General features: G+C 40.7%; 17 protein-coding genes and 1 pseudogene. 9 read left to right on the plus strand and 9 right to left on the minus strand.

From position 1 onward, the window contains the following. Positions 1-136: 136 nt before the first annotated feature. Complete coding sequence (locus MHH40_RS05280; RefSeq protein ID WP_003212419.1) at positions 137-715, minus strand: competence protein ComK; 579 nt, start codon at positions 713-715, stop codon at positions 137-139. Between the two features lie 288 nt (positions 716-1003). On the opposite strand from MHH40_RS05280, the gene MHH40_RS05285 reads away from it, so the two are divergent. Further along, a complete protein-coding gene (locus MHH40_RS05285) occupies positions 1004-1234 on the plus strand; it encodes an IDEAL domain-containing protein (protein ID WP_003210924.1) in 231 nt (76 codons plus the stop codon). A 63-nt stretch (positions 1235-1297) separates the two neighbouring features. Here MHH40_RS05285 and MHH40_RS05290 read toward each other — a convergent pair whose 3' ends face one another. Continuing rightward, a complete protein-coding gene (locus MHH40_RS05290; protein WP_050945379.1) occupies positions 1298-2158 on the minus strand; it encodes an SDR family oxidoreductase in 861 nt (286 codons plus the stop codon). Positions 2159-2303: 145 nt separating this feature from the next. Between MHH40_RS05290 and MHH40_RS05295 the strand changes: the two genes are divergently transcribed. The 5 genes and pseudogenes from MHH40_RS05295 (at position 2304) to MHH40_RS05310 (ending at position 7403) form a co-directional block, all read left to right on the plus strand. After that, a complete protein-coding gene (locus MHH40_RS05295; protein ID WP_050945380.1) occupies positions 2304-3836 on the plus strand; it encodes an FAD-dependent oxidoreductase in 1533 nt (510 codons plus the stop codon). Positions 3837-3927: 91 nt separating this feature from the next. Next, positions 3928-4467 (plus strand): annotated as a pseudogene (locus tag MHH40_RS18840) (protoglobin family protein); the annotation flags it as partial. A gap of 240 nt (positions 4468-4707) precedes the next feature. After that, positions 4708-5223, plus strand: coding sequence for a methyl-accepting chemotaxis protein (locus MHH40_RS18845; RefSeq protein WP_407707228.1), 516 nt, complete (start codon positions 4708-4710; stop codon positions 5221-5223). A gap of 61 nt (positions 5224-5284) precedes the next feature. Then, positions 5285-5869, plus strand: coding sequence for a histidine phosphatase family protein (locus MHH40_RS05305; protein WP_050945381.1), 585 nt, complete (start codon positions 5285-5287; stop codon positions 5867-5869). A 388-nt stretch (positions 5870-6257) separates the two neighbouring features. Then, the gene (locus tag MHH40_RS05310; protein WP_034620013.1) at positions 6258-7403 is read left to right on the plus strand and encodes a serine alkaline protease SapB; all 1146 of its coding nucleotides are present in this window, start codon (positions 6258-6260) and stop codon (positions 7401-7403) included. Positions 7404-7444: 41 nt separating this feature from the next. Here the strand turns inward: MHH40_RS05310 and MHH40_RS05315 are convergent, their stop codons facing one another. Next, on the minus strand, positions 7445-8728 hold the full coding sequence (locus tag MHH40_RS05315; protein ID WP_050945382.1) for a M48 family metallopeptidase: 1284 nt from the start codon (positions 8726-8728) through the stop codon (positions 7445-7447). Between the two features lie 177 nt (positions 8729-8905). On the opposite strand from MHH40_RS05315, the gene MHH40_RS05320 reads away from it, so the two are divergent. Further along, a complete protein-coding gene (locus tag MHH40_RS05320; RefSeq protein ID WP_003211259.1) occupies positions 8906-9313 on the plus strand; it encodes a hypothetical protein in 408 nt (135 codons plus the stop codon). Positions 9314-9399: 86 nt separating this feature from the next. Here MHH40_RS05320 and MHH40_RS05325 read toward each other — a convergent pair whose 3' ends face one another. From MHH40_RS05325 to MHH40_RS05335, 3 genes are all read right to left on the minus strand, one after another. After that, positions 9400-10953, minus strand: coding sequence for a fatty acid--CoA ligase family protein (locus tag MHH40_RS05325; RefSeq protein ID WP_050945383.1), 1554 nt, complete (start codon positions 10951-10953; stop codon positions 9400-9402). 171 nt (positions 10954-11124) lie between these two features. Further along, on the minus strand, positions 11125-12114 hold the full coding sequence (locus tag MHH40_RS05330; protein WP_050945384.1) for a lipoate--protein ligase: 990 nt from the start codon (positions 12112-12114) through the stop codon (positions 11125-11127). Positions 12115-12116: 2 nt separating this feature from the next. Next, complete coding sequence (locus MHH40_RS05335; RefSeq protein ID WP_050945473.1) at positions 12117-12860, minus strand: MBL fold metallo-hydrolase; 744 nt, start codon at positions 12858-12860, stop codon at positions 12117-12119. 156 nt (positions 12861-13016) lie between these two features. On the opposite strand from MHH40_RS05335, the gene yhfH reads away from it, so the two are divergent. Together yhfH and MHH40_RS05345 are read left to right on the plus strand one after the other, a co-directional pair. After that, positions 13017-13154, plus strand: coding sequence for a protein YhfH (gene yhfH / locus MHH40_RS05340; protein ID WP_008359029.1), 138 nt, complete (start codon positions 13017-13019; stop codon positions 13152-13154). Between the two features lie 339 nt (positions 13155-13493). Then, entirely contained in the window at positions 13494-14783 is a 1290-nt protein-coding gene (locus MHH40_RS05345) for a cation:dicarboxylate symporter family transporter (protein ID WP_003211494.1), read from the plus strand. Positions 14784-14816: 33 nt separating this feature from the next. On the opposite strand, the gene MHH40_RS05350 is transcribed toward MHH40_RS05345, so the two are convergent. From MHH40_RS05350 to MHH40_RS05360, 3 genes are all read right to left on the minus strand, one after another. Then, entirely contained in the window at positions 14817-15866 is a 1050-nt protein-coding gene (locus MHH40_RS05350; protein ID WP_003212389.1) for a M42 family metallopeptidase, read from the minus strand. Positions 15867-15984: 118 nt separating this feature from the next. Further along, complete coding sequence (locus tag MHH40_RS05355) at positions 15985-18294, minus strand: YhgE/Pip domain-containing protein (RefSeq protein WP_050945385.1); 2310 nt, start codon at positions 18292-18294, stop codon at positions 15985-15987. Between the two features lie 62 nt (positions 18295-18356). After that, positions 18357-18935 (minus strand): TetR/AcrR family transcriptional regulator, encoded by a 579-nt coding sequence (locus tag MHH40_RS05360; protein WP_034620016.1) that lies wholly within the window; start codon positions 18933-18935, stop codon positions 18357-18359. Positions 18936-18983: the final 48 nt, after the last annotated feature.

The following is an 18983-nucleotide window of genomic DNA, read 5'->3' on the forward strand; positions in this document are numbered from 1 at the left end:
CTCATTATATAAAATTTTATACGTTGTACTTAAATTATATAATTTGTTATATAATTTTCAATGTTTTTTTCTTCGAGAAAGTAAGACGATATGCTAAACATAAGGAGTCCAGCGGCTGGGCTGCCGCTGGTTTTAGTTAATATCTGTTCCGAAGCTCCCTTAATATAAAATCGTATACAAGGTTGAGCTGTTGTTCCTTTGGATACAGCATAAATTCTTGTTTTTTAGGAAGACCACCATCAAGGCGATCTTGAAATTTCGTTCGGAGATACGCTGTTCTGTGCACCTGACTCTCAAATGACTTATATGAGACATCGAGTTTGACGGTTTGCTCATTTGTAAAGATGACCACCGTGTCTCCGAGGGATGATTCCTGGAAGGTATGAATGTATTTGTGGGAGATCCAGCCGCACTGAGGACGGTTGGATGAATAGGTTGGGAAGAAATACAGATGATTGGATGAGTCAATCACAATTGGAGGCTTGTGGGATATTCCTGTTACTTCATATGTTCCCGCTTTTCTGCCTGCATAGCTTGAGCCGAAGAATCGGCAGCTGCGTTCAATAATTTGCAGAGGTTTTAATTCAACGTAAAAGCTTGTCTCTCTTTCTATGACTTTTGAATATACTCTTTTTCCTTCTTCAACCGGAAGGATCGCCATTGTTGTTTGATTAATGACGTATGAATCTAAAGGTGTTTCACTAATTCCTGACACTTCATTTCCTCCTGTGTTAATTTTTGGTTATTTTAGATACTATTAATCTATCACCAACATATAAGAAACGACAGGATTTTTTCAAAATTTATTAAAAATCATTTTTTTATCGTATTATTTAGTCCATTCGATCTATCGAAAAGCCTTTTTTAAGATATATCACATCGTGTCGATTGGACAAGAGGTGTCGATTTCGCTCAAAAATAAATTGTCTAAAAATTATAAATTCTTGTTGATTTTTTCTTCGCCAATCCATATACTATAAAAAAGGCATCGGGGGGATTCTTTATGAAAGAGAAAAAAACGTATGCTGAGCTCATGAAGTCCCGCAACACCCAAAAAACCGAAGAAAACGGCGTGACGATTTTAGACATCTATATTCAAATGGTTTTAGATGAGGCGCTTTATAAACAGCGCTTAACCTTCCTTAGAGAAGAGATTGATAAGGCACTGGATCAGCGTGATGAAAAACGATTCAACGACCTGTCAGCTCAATATGCAGAACACTGCTTACATTAATCATGATGATTTTACTTGCGGCAAAGAGGGCAGCAACTCGTCTCTTTACCGCAAGTTTTTTGTTTATCCATTTAAAATGGTTCCGCCATTGACATGCAGGATTTGTCCATTTATATAAGAGGAGTCTTCGCTCGCTAAAAATAAATAGCTCGGCGCAAGCTCTACTGGCTCACCAGGACGCTCCATTGGAACATCTCCGCCAAATTCAGAGACTTCCTTTTCCGTAAAGGTCGATGGAATGAGGGGTGTCCAAATGGGTCCCGGAGCTACCCCGTTTACTCTAATCCCTTGCTTAATGAGCGATAAAGATAATGATCTCGTAAATGTCACGACTGCCCCTTTTGTAGATGAATAGTCGATCAAGGTTTCATGCCCTTTATAGGCTGTGACAGATGCGGTATTAATGATACTGCTCCCTTTCTTTAAATGAGGAAGTACCGCTTTTGTTAAATAAAACATGGCAAAAATATTCGTTTGAAATGTTCGAAGAAGCTGATGTGAGGTAATCTGTTCAATGCTTTTTTGCGGATGCTGTTCCCCGGCATTGTTCACCAAAATATCTATGGAACCGAAAGCATCCTTCGTTTTTTTGACGACCTCATTTGAAAACGCCTCATCTCCTAAATCACCTGCAATTAAAATGACGCGACCTCCCGCCTTTTCAATATAGTCCTTCGTTTCCTCTGCATCGCGGTGCTCACTCAAGTAAACAATGGCGACATTGGCGCCTTCCTTCGCAAATAAGACCGAGACTGCTCTTCCGATCCCGCTGTCTCCACCTGTTACAATGGCTGTTTTCCCTGCTAATTTTTTATTCGGCACCTCTCGATCAAAAACAGGCCTTGGATTCATTTTATATTCAAGACCTGGACGCTCACTTTGATGCTGAGGCGGCAATGTTTTCTTCGGCTGCTTTGTTGACACGTCTGACCACTCCTTCCTTTTATCTTGTTTATTTTTATGTGTTGGCTATTTTTTTATGTATGCCAGACTAGTTTCCTTTCAAATGTATGATTTTCTTCATTGTGGAAAAATTATACACAACAAGTCACTAACTGGAGGCGACAGTATGGAGCAAGAACATAAAGGATTGGAACAGGCAAAATCGTTATGGATAGCGGATAGTCAAAAGCATTCTTTTCCTACAGTAGATGAGGATCTCACAGCAGATGTCATCATTGTAGGCGGTGGTATTACCGGTATCGCTACCGCGTTTGAAATGACAGAACGCGGGCTGGATGTCATCATCATTGATGCTGATCAACTGCTGCAAGGTACGACCGGACATACGACAGCTAAGATTACCTCACAGCACGATGTTTATTACCATGAGCTGATCCAGCAAATTGGTATGCCCAAAGCCCGTTTGTATGTAGAAGCAAATGAGAAAGCAAAAGAGCTAATTCAAGCTCGCGTCCAAAAGTACGACATCGATTGTCAGCTAGAAGTCAAGGATGCGTACCTTTATACAAAGGAAGAAAGCGGTGTAAAAAAATTAAAAAAGGAATTAGATGCCTACAAACAGCTTGGGATTGATCGGGGATGGAAAACAGCGCTTCCTTTTGATGCTGACATCAAGGCTGCCCTAGCAATGACGCAGCAGGCACAGTTCCATCCCCTTCATTATCTCAATGCACTCATTGACCAGCTCCTAGAGCGTGGTGTACGTATTTATGAACAGACAACTGCTGTTGACGTAAAAGAAGGAAACCGCCCTGCTGTCGTCACAAAAGACGACCATCACCTGACAGGCCGCTATATCATATCCTGTTCGCACTTTCCTTTTTATGATGGAAAGGGACTTTATTTCACGCGCATTCACCCAGAGCAATCTTATGTGGTAGCAGCCAAAACAACGAAGCCGCTCCCAGATGGAATGTACTTAGGGATCGACCAGCCTGCTCATTCTTTAAGAACGACAGAATGGCATGGTGAGGAAGTCGTTCTCATCGGAGGAGAAGGTCATAAAACTGGACAAGGCGGGGATGAATCTGCTCACTATGAAGGACTAGAAGGGTTTGGAGACGCTACCCTTGGAATTGAAGAGGTGCTGTATCGCTGGTCGACACACGATATGGTCACAATGGATCAAATCCCTTACATTGGCCGCCTAACCAAGCACCATCAAAATATCTTCGTTGCGACCGGTTTTAGAAAATGGGGCATGACGACAAGCCACGCGGCAGCTACTCTTATCGGTGATTTGATTGAAGGAAAATCGAATCCATACGAATCCATTTTTACGCCATCAAGACCTGTTTCTGATTCTTTCGTCAAAGATTTCGTTAAAGAAAACAGCAATGTCGCTGCCAAGCTGATCAGTGGTAAATTAAAACGAACCGATCAAACCATTGATGATTTAAAGCCAGGTGAAGGCGGCATTGTATCGTATGAGCATAAAAAATGCGGCGCCTTTAAATCAGAGGATGGGAATATCTTTCTTGTGGATACAACGTGTACTCACCTAGGCTGTGAAGTCGCTTGGAATAATAGCGACCGCACTTGGGATTGCCCGTGTCACGGTTCACGTTTCTCCATTACTGGAGAGGTAGTAGAAGGCCCAGCAAAGAAACCACTAAAAAGGTCTTATAAAGAACAGTAAAATTTTACTGATCCCCTTTAAAAAATCCAATATTATCCGATAGATAATATAAAGTCTGATAATTTGTGATGATTATAGGGGGACAAAAACATTGTTATTTAAAAAAGAGACGAAAAGAAAAAATACTGCTTTTTTCACACAGCAGGATGATGGGATAAAACGTATCAACTTTTCTGACAATACGGATATCGCGAAACAAATTAAAATGATAGACCTGACGCAGCATGACCTATTTATTCTAAAACAGCTCAATCCAATTGTTCAGGAGGATATTGCACGTATCGTTGATAAATTTTATAAAAATTTAGAAGTCGAATCTTCCTTGATGCATATCATTCAAGATAATAGTTCTGTCGACCGTTTGAAAAAAACACTCCGCATTCATATTAGTGAAATGTTTGCAGGTGTGGTTGATGAAGCCTATGTGGCAAAACGAATTAAAATTGCGCAAGTTCATTTACGGATTGGCCTCCAGCCTAAGTGGTATATGGCTGCATTCCAGGACCTTCTGCTATCAATTATGGATTTATTTGCTCAGCATATCCAAGATTTCAAAGAATATCAGACAGCAGTCAAAGCGACGACAAAAATCTTAAATTTAGAGCAGCAGCTTGTCCTTGATACATTCCAAAATGAATATTCTAAAATTCGTGATGAAGCAGAACAGCAGCAGCAGGAGCTCCATACAAAAATCACAGAAACATCAAATTCACTTGCTTCTCTCTTCTCAAACACAACAAATGCCGTGGACAAGCTTGTATCAAAATCTGATGAGATGGCAGACATGTCGCAAGCTGGCACGCAAATTTCAGCACAGGTCGAGGAAAAATCGATTGGCGGTAAAAAAGAATTAGAGATTCAACAAACACAAATGAACCAAATTGATGGCAGCATGACAAAGATTGAAACAGAAATTAAGCGTTTAGAAGAAATCGCCAAACAGATTGAACAAATCTTTGGGATTGTCACAGGCATTGCAGAGCAGACGAACTTGTTATCTTTAAATGCTTCCATCGAATCTGCACGAGCAGGCGAACACGGAAAAGGCTTTGCTGTCGTTGCAAACGAGGTTCGTAAATTATCAGAGGACACAAAGAAAACGGTTTCAACCGTATCTGAACTCGTCAACAATACCAATTCACAAATCTCCATTGTGTCTCAGCACATTGGGGACGTGAATTTACTCGTGACAGATAGTAAAGAAAAAATGACTCAAATCAATTCGCTCTTCGATGATATCGTCAGCAGCATGAACTTAAGCAAAAATCAAAATGGAAAAATTGAAATAGACCTTCAAACCTTCCTGAACGAATTGAAGGAAGTCAAACAAACGGTTTCTCAAGTTGCCAGCTCAGTCGAATCCTTAACAAGTCTCACAAATCGCTAATCCAGTCTTTTTTCTTCTGCTTTAGTATAATAGAAGAAAAGATAGAAAAGGCGGGATTTGATTGACAACAATTTGCCTAGTCAGGCACGGGGAAACAGATTGGAATGCAGCGAAACGAATTCAAGGACGAACAGATATCCCTTTAAATGATACTGGTAAATGGCAGGCTGAACAAACGGGTCTTTATTTGAAGGATGCCCATTGGGATGTTGTCATTTCCAGTCCACTCACAAGGGCAAAAGAAACAGCACACTTGATTTTAAAACATATAGATGCGCCTCTTGTCATCATGGATGATTTCATTGAGCGTGATTATGGCGATGCTGAAGGCATGTCATTTGAGGAGCGCCAAAAGCTTTTTCCAGATAAACAGTATCCAAATATGGAGCCGCTTGAAACGATTCAGGATCGAATGGTAGAAGGCATTGAGAAAGTTAGAGCAGCCTATCCGAATCAACAAGTCCTGATCGTGGCACACGGCGTTGCCATCCATGCTTTACTCACCACCTTAGCGGATGAACATCTTGGTCTTGAGAACACGAGGCTCGTCAATGCTTGCTTAAATTATGTGGAATGGAAAGATGGTAAATGGAAGGTGCTTGATTACAACGTGGTCAGCCATTTAACTCAATCCTCTCCTATTTAAAGAACCTGTTATGTAAACAGGTTCTTTTTAAATGACAAAAACAATGATAAAATAGTATTTTTTTATATCGAAATTCGAAATAGATGCTAGACGTTTCTACCTATTTTAAGGCTTTTCGGGTATCGAATATTTCTCCGAAAATGGATCATAAGAAAAAAAGCACATTTCCTTTTTAAAAGATAGCCGCTGAAATAGTAGAATAAACATATTTTACCATCATTTCCAAGTGACTTAATTCCCCAATTTTCGCTAGGACTTTCACAAAAATTCGGGTCTACTCTTATTTGCCTACTTCCCTTAAACTGAATATACAGAATAGTCAAACGGATCATTCTTATAGACTACGGATGATTATTCTGAAATAAGAAAAAAGGGATGTGGATTGTGCGTGAAAAAGAAAAATGTGATGACAAGTGTTTTATTGGCTGTCCCTCTTCTGTTTTCAGCAGGGTTTGGAGGCTCCATGGCAAATGCCGAGACGGTCTCAAAGTCAGATAGTGAAAAGAGCTATATTGTTGGCTTTAAAGCCTCTGCCACTACAAACAGCTCTAAGAAACAAGCCGTCACTCAAAATGGTGGAAAACTAGAAAAGCAATATCGTCTCATTAATGCCGCACAAGTAAAGATGTCCGAACAAGCCGCAAAAAAACTTGAACATGACCCTAGCATTGCTTACGTAGAAGAAGACCACAAAGCAGAAGCATATGCACAAACCGTCCCTTATGGAATCCCTCAAATCAAAGCTCCAGCTGTACACGCTCAAGGTTATAAAGGTGCTAATGTCAAAGTAGCTGTCCTTGATACGGGCATCCACGCTGCCCACCCTGACTTAAATGTTGCAGGCGGTGCCAGCTTCGTCCCTTCAGAGCCAAATGCCACCCAAGACTTTCAATCACATGGAACTCACGTAGCCGGAACCATTGCTGCCCTTGATAACACAATCGGTGTTCTTGGGGTCGCTCCAAGTGCTTCCCTATATGCTGTTAAAGTATTAGACCGCTATGGCGACGGACAATATAGCTGGATCATTAGCGGTATTGAATGGGCAGTAGCCAATAATATGGATGTCATCAACATGAGCTTAGGCGGACCGAATGGTTCAACAGCGCTTAAAAATGCCGTTGATACAGCGAATAACCGCGGAGTCGTTGTTGTGGCGGCTGCAGGTAACTCAGGTTCCACTGGTTCTACTAGTACAGTTGGCTATCCAGCAAAATATGATTCTACCATTGCCGTTGCCAATGTAAACAGCAACAATGTCAGAAATTCGTCTTCTAGCGCAGGTCCTGAATTAGATGTTTCTGCACCTGGTACTTCTATTTTAAGTACAGTACCAAGCAGTGGATACACATCTTATACTGGAACGTCTATGGCGTCTCCTCATGTAGCAGGAGCAGCAGCGCTTATCCTTTCTAAGTACCCGAATCTATCAACTTCTCAGGTTCGCCAGCGCTTAGAAAACACAGCAACACCGCTTGGTAACTCCTTCTATTACGGAAAAGGGTTAATCAACGTTCAAGCGGCTTCTAACTAAACAATAAATAAAATCCGGCTAATACAGCCGGATTTTTTTATTTATTGCTTCCTCGACGTTTCCTCTTTTTCCGCTGCTTTTTCCATTTCCATGATTCTCTCCATCATAGTTGGGTGCCCGTAGCGGAAGACCTTCACTAAAAGTGGTGGATTCACCTGAGACAGCCCTGATTTTGCAAGCTTTTGAAAAGACGTCACCCCTGCCTCTCCGTCTTTTGTCAGGTTTAGCGCATACTCATCAGCTGCACGTTCTTGATGTCTTGAAACTGCATTTGTAAAAGGTGATGCTGCAAATGACAGCATCGATACAATCATGAGAAGAAGCGGAAGAGCAGCGATGTCGCGCGGCTCCCTCAGCCGAAATAGAACTGCTCCTTTACGATAGAAATAAAAATAGAGACGGTCGATCGCAAAAAATCCCGCAAGTGACAGTACTAGATATCCTGCTAATCCTATATAGACATGCTTCATGACGTAATGTCCCATTTCATGTGCCATGATAAATAAAATTTCGCGATCTTTCAGCTTTTGCAGTGTCGTATCCCATAACACAATACGCTTATTTTCACCAATTCCTGTGACATAAGCATTCATCGTGTTCGTTTTCTCAGACATATTGACCTCATATACATGACCTGCCGGGATATGAGCTTTGTCTGCAAGTGTTAAGATCTTGTTCTCAAGAGCTTGATCCTTTAGTGGATAAAAATTGTTATATAACGGATCAATGACGACCGGCTGTATAAAGAAGAGAAATAGCGTGAATGGAACTGTCAAACACCAGGCATACAGCCACCAGCGCTTTCTTCTTTTTTGAATAAGCCAAAAGAATACAATTGCACATAGAGCAAGAAGCGGATATTGAATCCAGAAATCTAGAATTTGATCTTTCAACCAGCTTGCCGTACTTTGAGCAGATACTCCGTAGTGCAAAGACAGCTGATAACCAATCCACTTAATGGGAAGTGAAATCAGCATTGTCAAAAGCGATAGCACAAACACATATACAAGTTTACTTAAAAATGTGAAACGAGCTGCTGCCAGGCTCCAGTCTGCTAATTTTCGTGAAAACCCTGAAATGAGCAGAAGAAAAAAGACATACCAATCTAATGGAATTGTCATGAAAAATAGCAAGTTACGTAATCTCGAGAAATTCTCGCTGATGACAAGCTCATGGCTTGTCATAAAGGTATGCGGATCTGCACTTGTTCCTTTTACACTGTCAGGAACCGCTGCATCCCCAAATAGAAACAAATAAGAATAAATAAAAAGACCGTACAATATGTATGCTACCGTTGCAAGAGCTACCCATTTACGTACTCGCACAGGTCAGCCTCCTTTCCATCCCTCTCTCTATTCTAATCATCCATTATTTTGTTTAGAACCTGTCTCATGTGGCTCCATCATAGCATGCCCTATCTGAAAAAGCTTTCACGAAAAAAATGATTATGCTACTCGAAAATCGGAGATGCTACATATAAAATAGAGAGTTGGAGGATCGAAATGAAGAAAATCCTTGCAGGAGTTGTGATCTTTGGACTTTTACTTATTACCTTCTTTTATGTATTCAGCCGGACGAGCGAAATTTTTGATGAGAATCGAGCTGAAAAATTGCTCCTTTCATCTGAAAACGAGTCCACTTCTTATGAAATAGATGATAAGGACACAGCAGAAGACTTAATAGAAGAATTAAACAAAGGCAAACAAACAAGCAATCATCTCAAGAAAAATTTAAAGAAACCAGATTATATCGCCAAGGTGATGTACGGCCGAACAAACGGCACCACCTTTCAGCTTTGGACAAACCGTTCGCAGGTCGTTTTTTTAGTAGATGGGACTTATTATGAGCTGAATCAAAAACAGTCTAATTCTTTTCAGAAACAGTTAAAAGAAGCGATTCTAAAGGGCTGAAATTTTATTTTATCCCTTTGTCTTCTTATCAGCGTGATAGAACCTTAGCACACTAAGGGAGTCTCTTCATAAGAGACCCCCTTTTCTTATTTACTTTCCTCTGCTTGATACTTTTCCTTTAGTGCTCTTCTTAAAATTTTACCTGTTGTGTTCTTTGGAATATCATCTATGAAATGGATCGTTTGGGGCTGCTTATATTTCGCTAAAAAGCGTGAACAATGTGTGATGATGTCTTCTTGATCGATGTGAGCATGTTTCTTGGGGGAAATGTAACAGACGACAGCCTCTCCGGTGTTCGGATCTGGCACACCGATGACAACGGCTTCTGCTACAGCTTCATGTTGATAAAGCACTTCTTCTACTTCTCTTGGATACACATTATAACCGCCAACAAGAATCATATCCTTTTTCCGATCGACAATATAAATGTATCCTTCTTCATCTCTTCTTGCTAAATCACCGGTGTACAGCCATCCGTCTCTTAGTGCAGCTTCAGTATCTTCTGGCATTTGATAATAGCCTTTCATAATGTTGGGTCCTTTTGCTATGAGCTCTCCGACTTCATTTGGACCGACTTCTTCTCCCAGTTCATTCACAATCTTATTCTTCACATTCATAATGTCGGTCCCGACTGAACCGGGTTTTCTTTTTCCATCAAGAGGATTGAATGCAGTTACTGGGGAAGCCTCTGATAATCCGTAACCCTCCAGCACCGTGACACCAAATTTTTTCTCAAAACCGTGAAGTAAAGCAACAGGCATTGAGGCACCGCCTGATATACAAATCCTCACAGAGGACATTGCTTTCTCATGCCCTTCCTGGCGGTACAAATAGTTATACATAGTTGGAACACCAACAAATAACGTTGGCTTCTCTTTTTCCATCATACGCAAAAGCTCTGATGGGCTGAAATGCGGCAGGACATAGATGGTCGCGCCATGAATCAATGGTGCATTCATACAAACCGTTAAACAAAATACATGGAACATCGGCAATGCAGCAATCACCTTGTCCTTTTCATCAATGGATAGGTACTCAGCAACGTCTCTGGCATTTGAATACAGGTTGAAATGAGTCAGCATCGCACCCTTTGGTTTTCCTGTCGTGCCAGATGTAAATAAAATAACTGCCGTATCGTCCTGATGAATAGATGGATGCACGTTCTCTTTCGCATGACCAGACACAAGCTTTCCAAAGAAGACAAGTTGATCTGATACTTCCTTAAAACTTGATCTGCACGCAGATTCATTTTCTGCACAAATAATCACCCGTTCAATAGACGGAAGCTGTTCATACACTTGCTCGTACACTGGCAGCAGTTGTTCAGGGGCAACAATGCCTTTTACATCACCTGTAATCAGCATATAGCCAATTTCACTAGGCGTGTATGTTGGATTGATTGGTACTACGACAAGCCCGGCTTTTAAAGCACCAAAAAAAGAAATGACAAAATGCGGTGAATTTCCTAAAATAAGCGCGATATGATCCCCGGCTTGAAATCCTTCGCCCACTAATCCATCTGCAAAGCGCTCGATACTTGTCATGAGCTCTCGATAGGTCCACTGATTTCCTTCAAAGATCAGTGCGATATCTTCTCCCTTCGTCATCGCCGTCTGCTCTAGATTTTTGATCAAATCCATTCTCCCACCCCTTACATGTCATCAATGAATGAATAACCATTCATTTTATGGCCAAACATTCCTCCTTTCTATTATAATAGACAATCGAAAAAATCCACAAGATCAAATGTAAATCGCTTTCAATTCTTTCAATCAAAAAAGCACCGCTATCTCTAGCCGTGCTTGTTCCTCTTAATAAATCAAATCAAGAAAATCCTCTTTTGATACATTGCCGAAGTAGTGGCGCATGTCCATATCTTCTAATACGTCGCTGATCGTTTTGCGATCATATTGTTGCCCAATGAGTCTTTTTTCAATATCAGCAATATCCCCTACACCGAAGAAATCACCAAAGATCTTGCAGTCCTGGATCATCCCTTTTTTCACTTCTAATCGAAGATCAATGGAGCCTGCTGAGAATCTTTTAGAATGCTGTAAATTAAATTTCGGTGAACGGCCGTAGTTCCATTCCCATTTTTGATATCGTTCCCGAGAAATCTCGTGAATCTTTTCCCAATCCTTCTCAGTCAACTGATATTGAGGAACATCCCCATTCGTATCGAAAATGTAGCTTAACAGAATTTTTCTAAATTCTTCTGTTGTCATCTTTTGATCCATTAATTCACTAATATTGGCAACCCTGCTCCTAATGGATTTAATGCCTTTTGATTCAATCTTTTCTTTTTTCACATTTAAAGCCGAAACAACATGTTCAATTTCTGAATCAAATAGCAGCGTGCCATGGCTGAAAATACGTCCTCGTGTTGCGAACTGGGCATTTCCAGAAATTTTTCGACCTTCTGCCATGATGTCATTTCTGCCACTTAATTCAGCTTTGACGCCTAGCTTTTCAAGCGCTTGGATGACTGGCTCCGTAAACTTTTTAAAATTATGGAAGCTGTCCCCATCGTCTTTTGTGATAAAGCTGAAGTTTAAGTTTCCTTTGTCATGGTAAACTGCGCCACCACCGGACAGGCGGCGGACAACTTTGATGCCGTTGTCTTCCACATACTTCGTGTTGATTTCTTCTATTGTATTTTGGTTCTTTCCTATAATAATCGACGGCTGGTTAATATAGAACAGCAAGTACGTTTCTTCTGGGTCTAAATATTTTAAGCAATATTCTTCAATTGCCAAATTAATCATTGGATCATAATGTTGTTCGTTATCGATAAACAGCATCTCTATCTTCCTTCCTTGTTCCATCTAAGCCCTGAATGGGCAAGCTGTATATTGCCAGTATATAACGCCTGTGCTTCATTGACTAGGTCTTTATGACGACCAAAATGGGGCAGGTGGGTGATGATCAGTTCCCCAACATTTGCTTCCTTTGCAAGCTTGCCCACCTCTGTACTATTCATATGTCCTGCACTCGATCCATCCTGTCCAGCGTAAAAATTGCTTTCAGCAATCAGTAGATCTGCATCCTTGCTAAATGGGATAAATGCCTCCTGATCACTTGAGTCTGCTGTATACACCACCACAGCATCCCCCGCCTGAATTCTCATCGCATAGCATTCTGCCGGATGAACCGTTTTCAAAAAATCAATTTGAAATGGACCAATTTGAATACCCTCTTCTGGCTGATAAGCCTTTGCCTTAGTATGTACATCATCCGCAAGCCGCCCAAATGCTTCTTGATTACCTGTATGTCCATAGATCGGAAGCGGACCGCTGCTTTTTCCTAAATGATATCCCACTAGCTTCGCATATTGGAGTGGTCCGATATCTGCAATATGATCGTGGTGATAATGAGAAAGGAGAACAGCATCTAGTTCTTCTATATCTATGTATTGCTGCAGTTTGGAAAGAACACCGCTTCCGCAGTCTACAAGTAGACGAAAGCCATCTGATTCAAAAAGATACCCTGACGTCGCTTCACCAGCGGCCGGGAATCCTCCGTAGCATCCAATGACAGTTAATTTCATCGTCATTTTTCCCTCCTTTTCTAAAAATCCCCTTCTTACAATATACCCATTTTTCATAAAAAAAGCATTCTTCTTGCCTATTGTTACAAAACAGATTGACAATTATTAATCTGTTATAATACAATAATAACAACAAAACGTATTGGAGGATGACAAATGCTAGGAAAAATCACAGAATTTTTTAGAAATTTGCCTTCAAAAAAATGCACAAAATGTGGAAATGATTTAATGGAACAACACGAGTGTTACGGTAATGAATGTGAGGAATGCTCACAAGTAAGTTATCTTAAATAAGGTAATAAATTGAATTAAAAAGCACTTTTTTCCTCCGTCGTCAGTTGGAGTCAAAAGTGCTTTTTATTTTTTCTGAAAAATAGGTAAAAAGGTAAAACCCTTGTCCTAAAAGGGTTTTTTAGTATTTTCATCTGATGAGTTTTAGTTCCGAAGGCACTTTTTATTGACTTGAATCAATAAAGGAGGTTCTAAATATTCATTTTTTCAAATAATTTTGTATTTTCTTAATATAATTTAATCGTGGACGAACCTCTTTAATTTTAGTTATACTTTATTTCATATATTAAAACTTAATATGATGGGAATATTCCTTTAATGAATATGCTAGGGAGGAAATCTATGAAAAAATTAAAATTTGGATTAGCGACACAAATCCTAATCGGTCTTATTCTCGGTGTCGTTGTTGGGGCAATCTTTTTCGGTAACCCAGGCGTTGAGACTTATTTAAAACCAATTGGAGACTTCTTCTTAAGACTCATTAAGATGATTGTTATACCAATTGTCGTATCTAGCTTAATTTTAGGAGTTGCAGGTGCCGGTGATGGTAAAAAGGTAGGGAAGCTTGGTTTTAGAACCATTCTTTATTTTGAAATTATCACAACATTTGCGATTATCCTTGGTCTTGTGCTTGCTAACTTTGTTCAACCTGGTGCAGGCGTTGACTTTGGAAATACGGAAAAACAAGATATTAGCCAGTATGTTGAAACGGAAAAAGAGCAAAGCAGCAAATCAGTTGCTGATACGTTCCTTCATATCGTTCCAACGAACTTCTTCCAATCATTGGCGGAAGGTGATTTGCTTGCGATTATTTTCTTCACTGTGCTATTTGCTCTTGGCGTTTCTGCCATTGGTGAACGCGGCAAACCAGTGCTCGCCTTCTTTGAAGGTGTATCACACGCCATGTTCCATGTCGTCAATGTTGTGATGAAAGCTGCACCATTTGGTGTCTTCGCACTCATTGGCGTGACTGTATCAAAATTTGGTCTTGAATCTCTTATTTCATTAGGTAAGCTTGTAGGTCTTGTTTATTTTGCGCTCGCTCTCTTCCTTATCGTTGTATTCGGAATTATTGGAAAGATGATTGGCGTCAATATTTTCAGATTTCTTGCTTACATGAAAGACGAAATGCTTCTTGCCTTTAGTACATCAAGCTCTGAAACAGTTTTACCAAGAGTCATGGATAAAATGGAGCGCATTGGATGTCCGAAGGGAATTGTTTCTTTTGTTATCCCAATCGGTTATACGTTTAACCTGGACGGCTCCGTCTTGTATCAAGCGATTGCTGCGCTTTTCCTTGCACAGGTATATGGCATTGACCTCACGATCGTCCAGCAGCTCACACTTGTTCTTGTGCTGATGGTGACATCTAAAGGAATGGCTGCCGTTCCTGGTACGTCCTTTGTTGTATTACTCGCCACATTAGGAACGATTGGTGTTCCTGCTGAAGGTCTTGCATTTATTGCAGGTGTGGATCGTATCATGGATATGGCGCGAACAGTTGTTAACTTAACAGGAAATGCACTTGCAGCTGTTGTGATGTCTAAATGGGAAGGGCAATATGACCCTGAAAAAGGACATCGCGTGATGACTGGACAAGATGTACCTGAACCGACACAGCTTTCAAGCTAATGAAAAAGAACCCCAATAAATGGGGTTCTTTTTTTATACTGTGATTAAGGATGATTGCACGTAGTGATAAAGAAGATTCGCTGTATGGACAAGGGAATCTTCATGCGTTCGTTCAAAAGCATGCGAGGAATCGATCCCTGGACCAATCAGTCCATGAATGATATCATGCCCTGCTCGAATCGCTGCTGATGCATCAGAGCCGTAATAAGGGTAAATATCTAAACGGTAATCTATGTTGTTCTCTTCTGCTAATGCAGCTAAATGCTTGCGTAATCCATAATGATAAGGACCGCTTGAGTCCTTCACACAAATAGACACGCTGTATTCATCTGTTGATTGACCATCGCCGATCGCTCCCATATCGACAGCAAGATATTCCACCGTTTCTTCGGGAATATTGGAGTTACCTCCGTAGCCAATCTCTTCATTATTAGAAATTAAGAAGTGCGTCGTATGCGGCAGTGTGATATTTTCCTTTTGAATGCGGTGGATGAGTCGTAGCAAAAGCGCTACACTTGCCTTGTCATCAAGGTGTCTTGATTTAATAAAACCTGATGACGTCACTTCCACTCTAGGATCAAATGAGATAAAGTCCCCTACTTGAATCCCAAGTGCTTTGACATCGTCTGCATTTTTCACCTTTTCATCGAGACGAATCTCCATATTTTCTTGGTTTCGTTTTGCTTTTCCTGCATCCGCATAGACATGAACGGACGTTTGATGCATAAGAATAGTACCTGTGTATGTATGACCTGTTGCTGTTTCAATTTCACAATATTCGCCTTCAATTGAGTTATATTGAAAGCCTCCAATGAGTGCAAGACGAAGCCGTCCATTTGATTTAATTTCCTTTACCATTGCACCGAGCGTATCGACATGTGCTGTCAGCATGCGGTGTTCCTTGTCATCAGTTCCTTTAATAGTAGCAATTAAGCCGCCCTTACGATTTCGTTTTGTCTCAATATTTACATCTTGTAAAAAGCGTTCAACAAAGCCGATCACCTTTTCTGTATTCCCTGACGGACTTGGGATCGATACGAGCTTTTGAATCAGCTGAACGGTTTCGTTTACTTCAGTAGTCATTCGGCATTTCCTCCTTTGTGTGAAAGCAATTCCTTCCATTAAAATATATCGCTTCGGGTTCAAGATGTCTAATTTCAAATCAAAAATCCTTCCTCTATCAAGAGAAAGGATTCATTGATTAAGCTTCGTCTTGTTTCATTTTTCTTACGTTCCAAGCAAAGTATGCAGTTGTTGCCGCCATCATGATGATCGCAACTGTACCGAGAATCGCTGCTTGGTGCCATAAATAGCTGTCATCACCGCTTGCAATGATCGTTCTAAATCCATTGATTGTATACGTCATTGGAAGCAGACTATGAATGACTTGGAAGAACTTCGGCACAAGCTCAAGCGGGAATGTACCAGCACTTGCTGCGAGCTGAAGAACTAAGATAATGACGGCAATGAAGCGTCCTGGGTTCCCCATTGTTGTTGCTAGCAGCTGAATAATCGCTAAGAATGTCAGACTGACGACGATCGCAAAGAGATAGAAGCGCCAGAGGCTTTCCACCTCAAGACCAAGCCCAAAGATGAGCATCGTACTTGCAATGACTGCTTGAAGGATACCGACAAGTAGAAGCACGCTATATTTGCTGACAAACCATTCAAACGCATTTCTAGGGCGGCCAGCAGGGTCTTTCATTGGGAATACGACGGTGAGCATTAGAGCCCCAACAAAGAGTCCCATGGATAAAATATAAGGCGTGAGCCCTGTTCCATAATTATCAATCTTCTTCGCTGTATCATTTTCTGTTTTAACTGGGCTAGCAATCATATTGTAATTGTCTTGCCCCGCATCAATTTCTCCTGTTTCATCAGCGGCGCTTTTCAATTTATTGGACAGCTTACCTGTACCGCTCTTTAAATCTCCCAATCCTTTATCAAGCGATTTTGAGCCTTCGGCAAGCTTAGATGTATTGCTTTGGATATTTGTTGAACCACTTTCCAGCTTATTTAACGCTGCGCTCAGCTGGCTTGATCCATTCGCAAGCTTATCCGCACCGCTTTTCGCTGTATCAAGCTTTCCATTTGCTGTTTGCAGGCCATCTTGTAATTGGCCTTGACCTGTTTGAAGCTTCAGTGCACCTTGATACAATTTATTCGTACCAGACGTCATTTGGTCGATCGCATTTTGTATCGCAACTGTAGATGTGTACAGCTGTTCTGTTTTCTCTGGCAGCTGTTTGACTTGCTGCAGCTGCGCTTTTGCAGATGTAACTGCTTGTTGAACCTCACTTGCATCAGGCAGTTCCTGCAAGGCCGCTAAGCTTTGTTCGAGTCCAGACAGATCAGGCAGTTCGATTTTAGGCAGACTGTCAAGCTGATCCATTGCCGCCTTTTTCTCTTCATCTGTCATGGAGCTGTTCTGGATAATGCTTTTTACATTAGCATCTCGATTTGATAGTGCTTCTTTTAATGAAGCAAGTTTTGTACTGAACGTTTTTGCGTCTTCTTTCACCTGATCGAGTTTAGGCGCCATCTTCTCTAAATTCGCTAATTCTGGTGACGACAAGACTTTTTCTACTGCTGCAATTTTTTCCGAAAAGGATTGGGCTTTGTTGTTTAGCTGCTCAATGCCTGCTGTGAATTGCGGCATTTTAGAAGCGAGCTGCTGATGTCCTTCTCGGCTTGTGTTTAATCCTTCGGTTAATGTATCAATTCCTGTACCAAGCTCTCCAAATTTCTGATCAATGGTTTGATAGCCTGTTAGGAGCTGACCAAGCCCACTGTCTAGAGACTGTATGCCTGTGTTCAGTTCACCCATTTTCCCTGCGAACTGATGAACACCTTCGCTGTAGGTTAACGTACCTTCAGCCAATTTGGCTAAGTTGTCTTTTAATTTCGTACTGCCATCTTTTGCGCTTTTTGTTCCGTCATCAATTTTCTTCGCGCCATCGCTTGCTTGATCTAATCCTTTTGCAATTGTTTTGAAGTTATCAAAGATGACCTCGGCGTAATTTTTTGTGACTTCTTTTGAAACCGAATCTTTTAATTTGATAATGGCATTATTCGCAATTTGTGACGCCGCATAGTTGGCGCCTGGATTCGTATAATATTTCAGATTCGATTTTTTCGGATGTTTATCTAGCACTGTACTTGCATTTTTCGAGAAATTCTTTGGTATTTCCACCACGAGGTAATATTCCTCGTTATTTAATCCTTTTATAGCCTTTTCATGACTATCGACAAAGTTCCATTTGAAATTATCGTTTTTCTTTAATTCCTTTACTAAATCATCGCCGACTTGAAGGGTTTTCCCGTCATAATGACTGCCTTCATCCAAGTTGACAACCGCTACAGGCAATTGATCAACTGTACCATAAGGGTCCCAGTATGCTTTTAAAAATACACCACTGTAAATCAGCGGAATAAATAAGACAGCTAAAATCGGGATCAGTAGTTTTTTGCTCGTTACAATGTCCTTCCATTGATTCCGAATTAAATTCATTGCTGTTTCCTCCCATAGATGAATGACTAAATATACAATTTGGTCATTTGAACTCAAAAAAATTATGTTGTTGCAGATAGTCCTTTTAAGACATAAAGCTCCAGCGATTCGGCTACCTCTTCTTTTGTTAAAGGCTCGTATCGCTTTTCCCAATCAAAAATCAGTGCAATATATAGTTTCACCATCACAAATGCAGTCAATTCAGGATCACAAGGCTTAATGTCGCCTTTATCCATCGCTTCTTGCACTTTCATTTTGATATAGCGAATGATCATCTGCTCCATTTTTTCGATCATTTCCTTGACCGCTGACGTGCCAAGCTCTGCATTTTCCTGAAAAATCTTAATTGTGAGCTGGTGGTTTTTTCGAAATTCTAAAATTGCAAAGAGTGCTAAGTGAAGGTTTTCAGAGAAACTATTCTTCTCATCAATTGCCTCATCCGCAATTTTCCTCATCTCTAGTAAAAGGGATGTGAAAATTTCATCAAACAACTCTTCTTTGTTTTTGAAAAATGTATAAATGGTTCCTTTTCCGACGTTGGCAAGCTTTGCCACAAGGTCCATTGTGGTCGCTTTATACCCGAATTGAGTAAATGCTTTCGTCGCACCATCTAAAATCATTTGTCTCCTATCAACACTCATGATCTCACTCCCGAAATGACTATTTGAACGTTTTGGTCATTAAGTACA

The organism is Bacillus sp. FSL K6-2431 (assembly GCF_038005165.1).
GTDB lineage: Bacteria > Bacillota > Bacilli > Bacillales > Bacillaceae > Bacillus > Bacillus pumilus.

What these genes read in the sequence shown, in the direction of transcription:
- MHH40_RS05285 (WP_003210924.1), top strand. Translation starts at nt 1,004, where the DNA reads ATGAAAGAGAAAAAAACGTATGCTGAGCTCATGAAGTCCCGCAACACC.
- MHH40_RS05295 (WP_050945380.1), top strand. Translation starts at nt 2,304, where the DNA reads ATGGAGCAAGAACATAAAGGATTGGAACAGGCAAAATCGTTATGGATA.
- MHH40_RS18845 (WP_407707228.1), top strand. Translation starts at nt 4,708, where the DNA reads ATGAACCAAATTGATGGCAGCATGACAAAGATTGAAACAGAAATTAAG.
- MHH40_RS05320 (WP_003211259.1), top strand. Translation starts at nt 8,906, where the DNA reads ATGAAGAAAATCCTTGCAGGAGTTGTGATCTTTGGACTTTTACTTATT.
- MHH40_RS05325 (WP_050945383.1), bottom strand. Translation starts at nt 10,953, where the DNA reads ATGGATTTGATCAAAAATCTAGAGCAGACGGCGATGACGAAGGGAGAA.
- MHH40_RS05330 (WP_050945384.1), bottom strand. Translation starts at nt 12,114, where the DNA reads ATGCTGTTTATCGATAACGAACAACATTATGATCCAATGATTAATTTG.
- MHH40_RS05335 (WP_050945473.1), bottom strand. Translation starts at nt 12,860, where the DNA reads ATGAAATTAACTGTCATTGGATGCTACGGAGGATTCCCGGCCGCTGGT.
- yhfH (WP_008359029.1), top strand. Translation starts at nt 13,017, where the DNA reads ATGCTAGGAAAAATCACAGAATTTTTTAGAAATTTGCCTTCAAAAAAA.
- MHH40_RS05345 (WP_003211494.1), top strand. Translation starts at nt 13,494, where the DNA reads ATGAAAAAATTAAAATTTGGATTAGCGACACAAATCCTAATCGGTCTT.
- MHH40_RS05350 (WP_003212389.1), bottom strand. Translation starts at nt 15,866, where the DNA reads ATGACTACTGAAGTAAACGAAACCGTTCAGCTGATTCAAAAGCTCGTA.
- MHH40_RS05355 (WP_050945385.1), bottom strand. Translation starts at nt 18,294, where the DNA reads ATGAATTTAATTCGGAATCAATGGAAGGACATTGTAACGAGCAAAAAA.
- MHH40_RS05360 (WP_034620016.1), bottom strand. Translation starts at nt 18,935, where the DNA reads ATGAGTGTTGATAGGAGACAAATGATTTTAGATGGTGCGACGAAAGCA.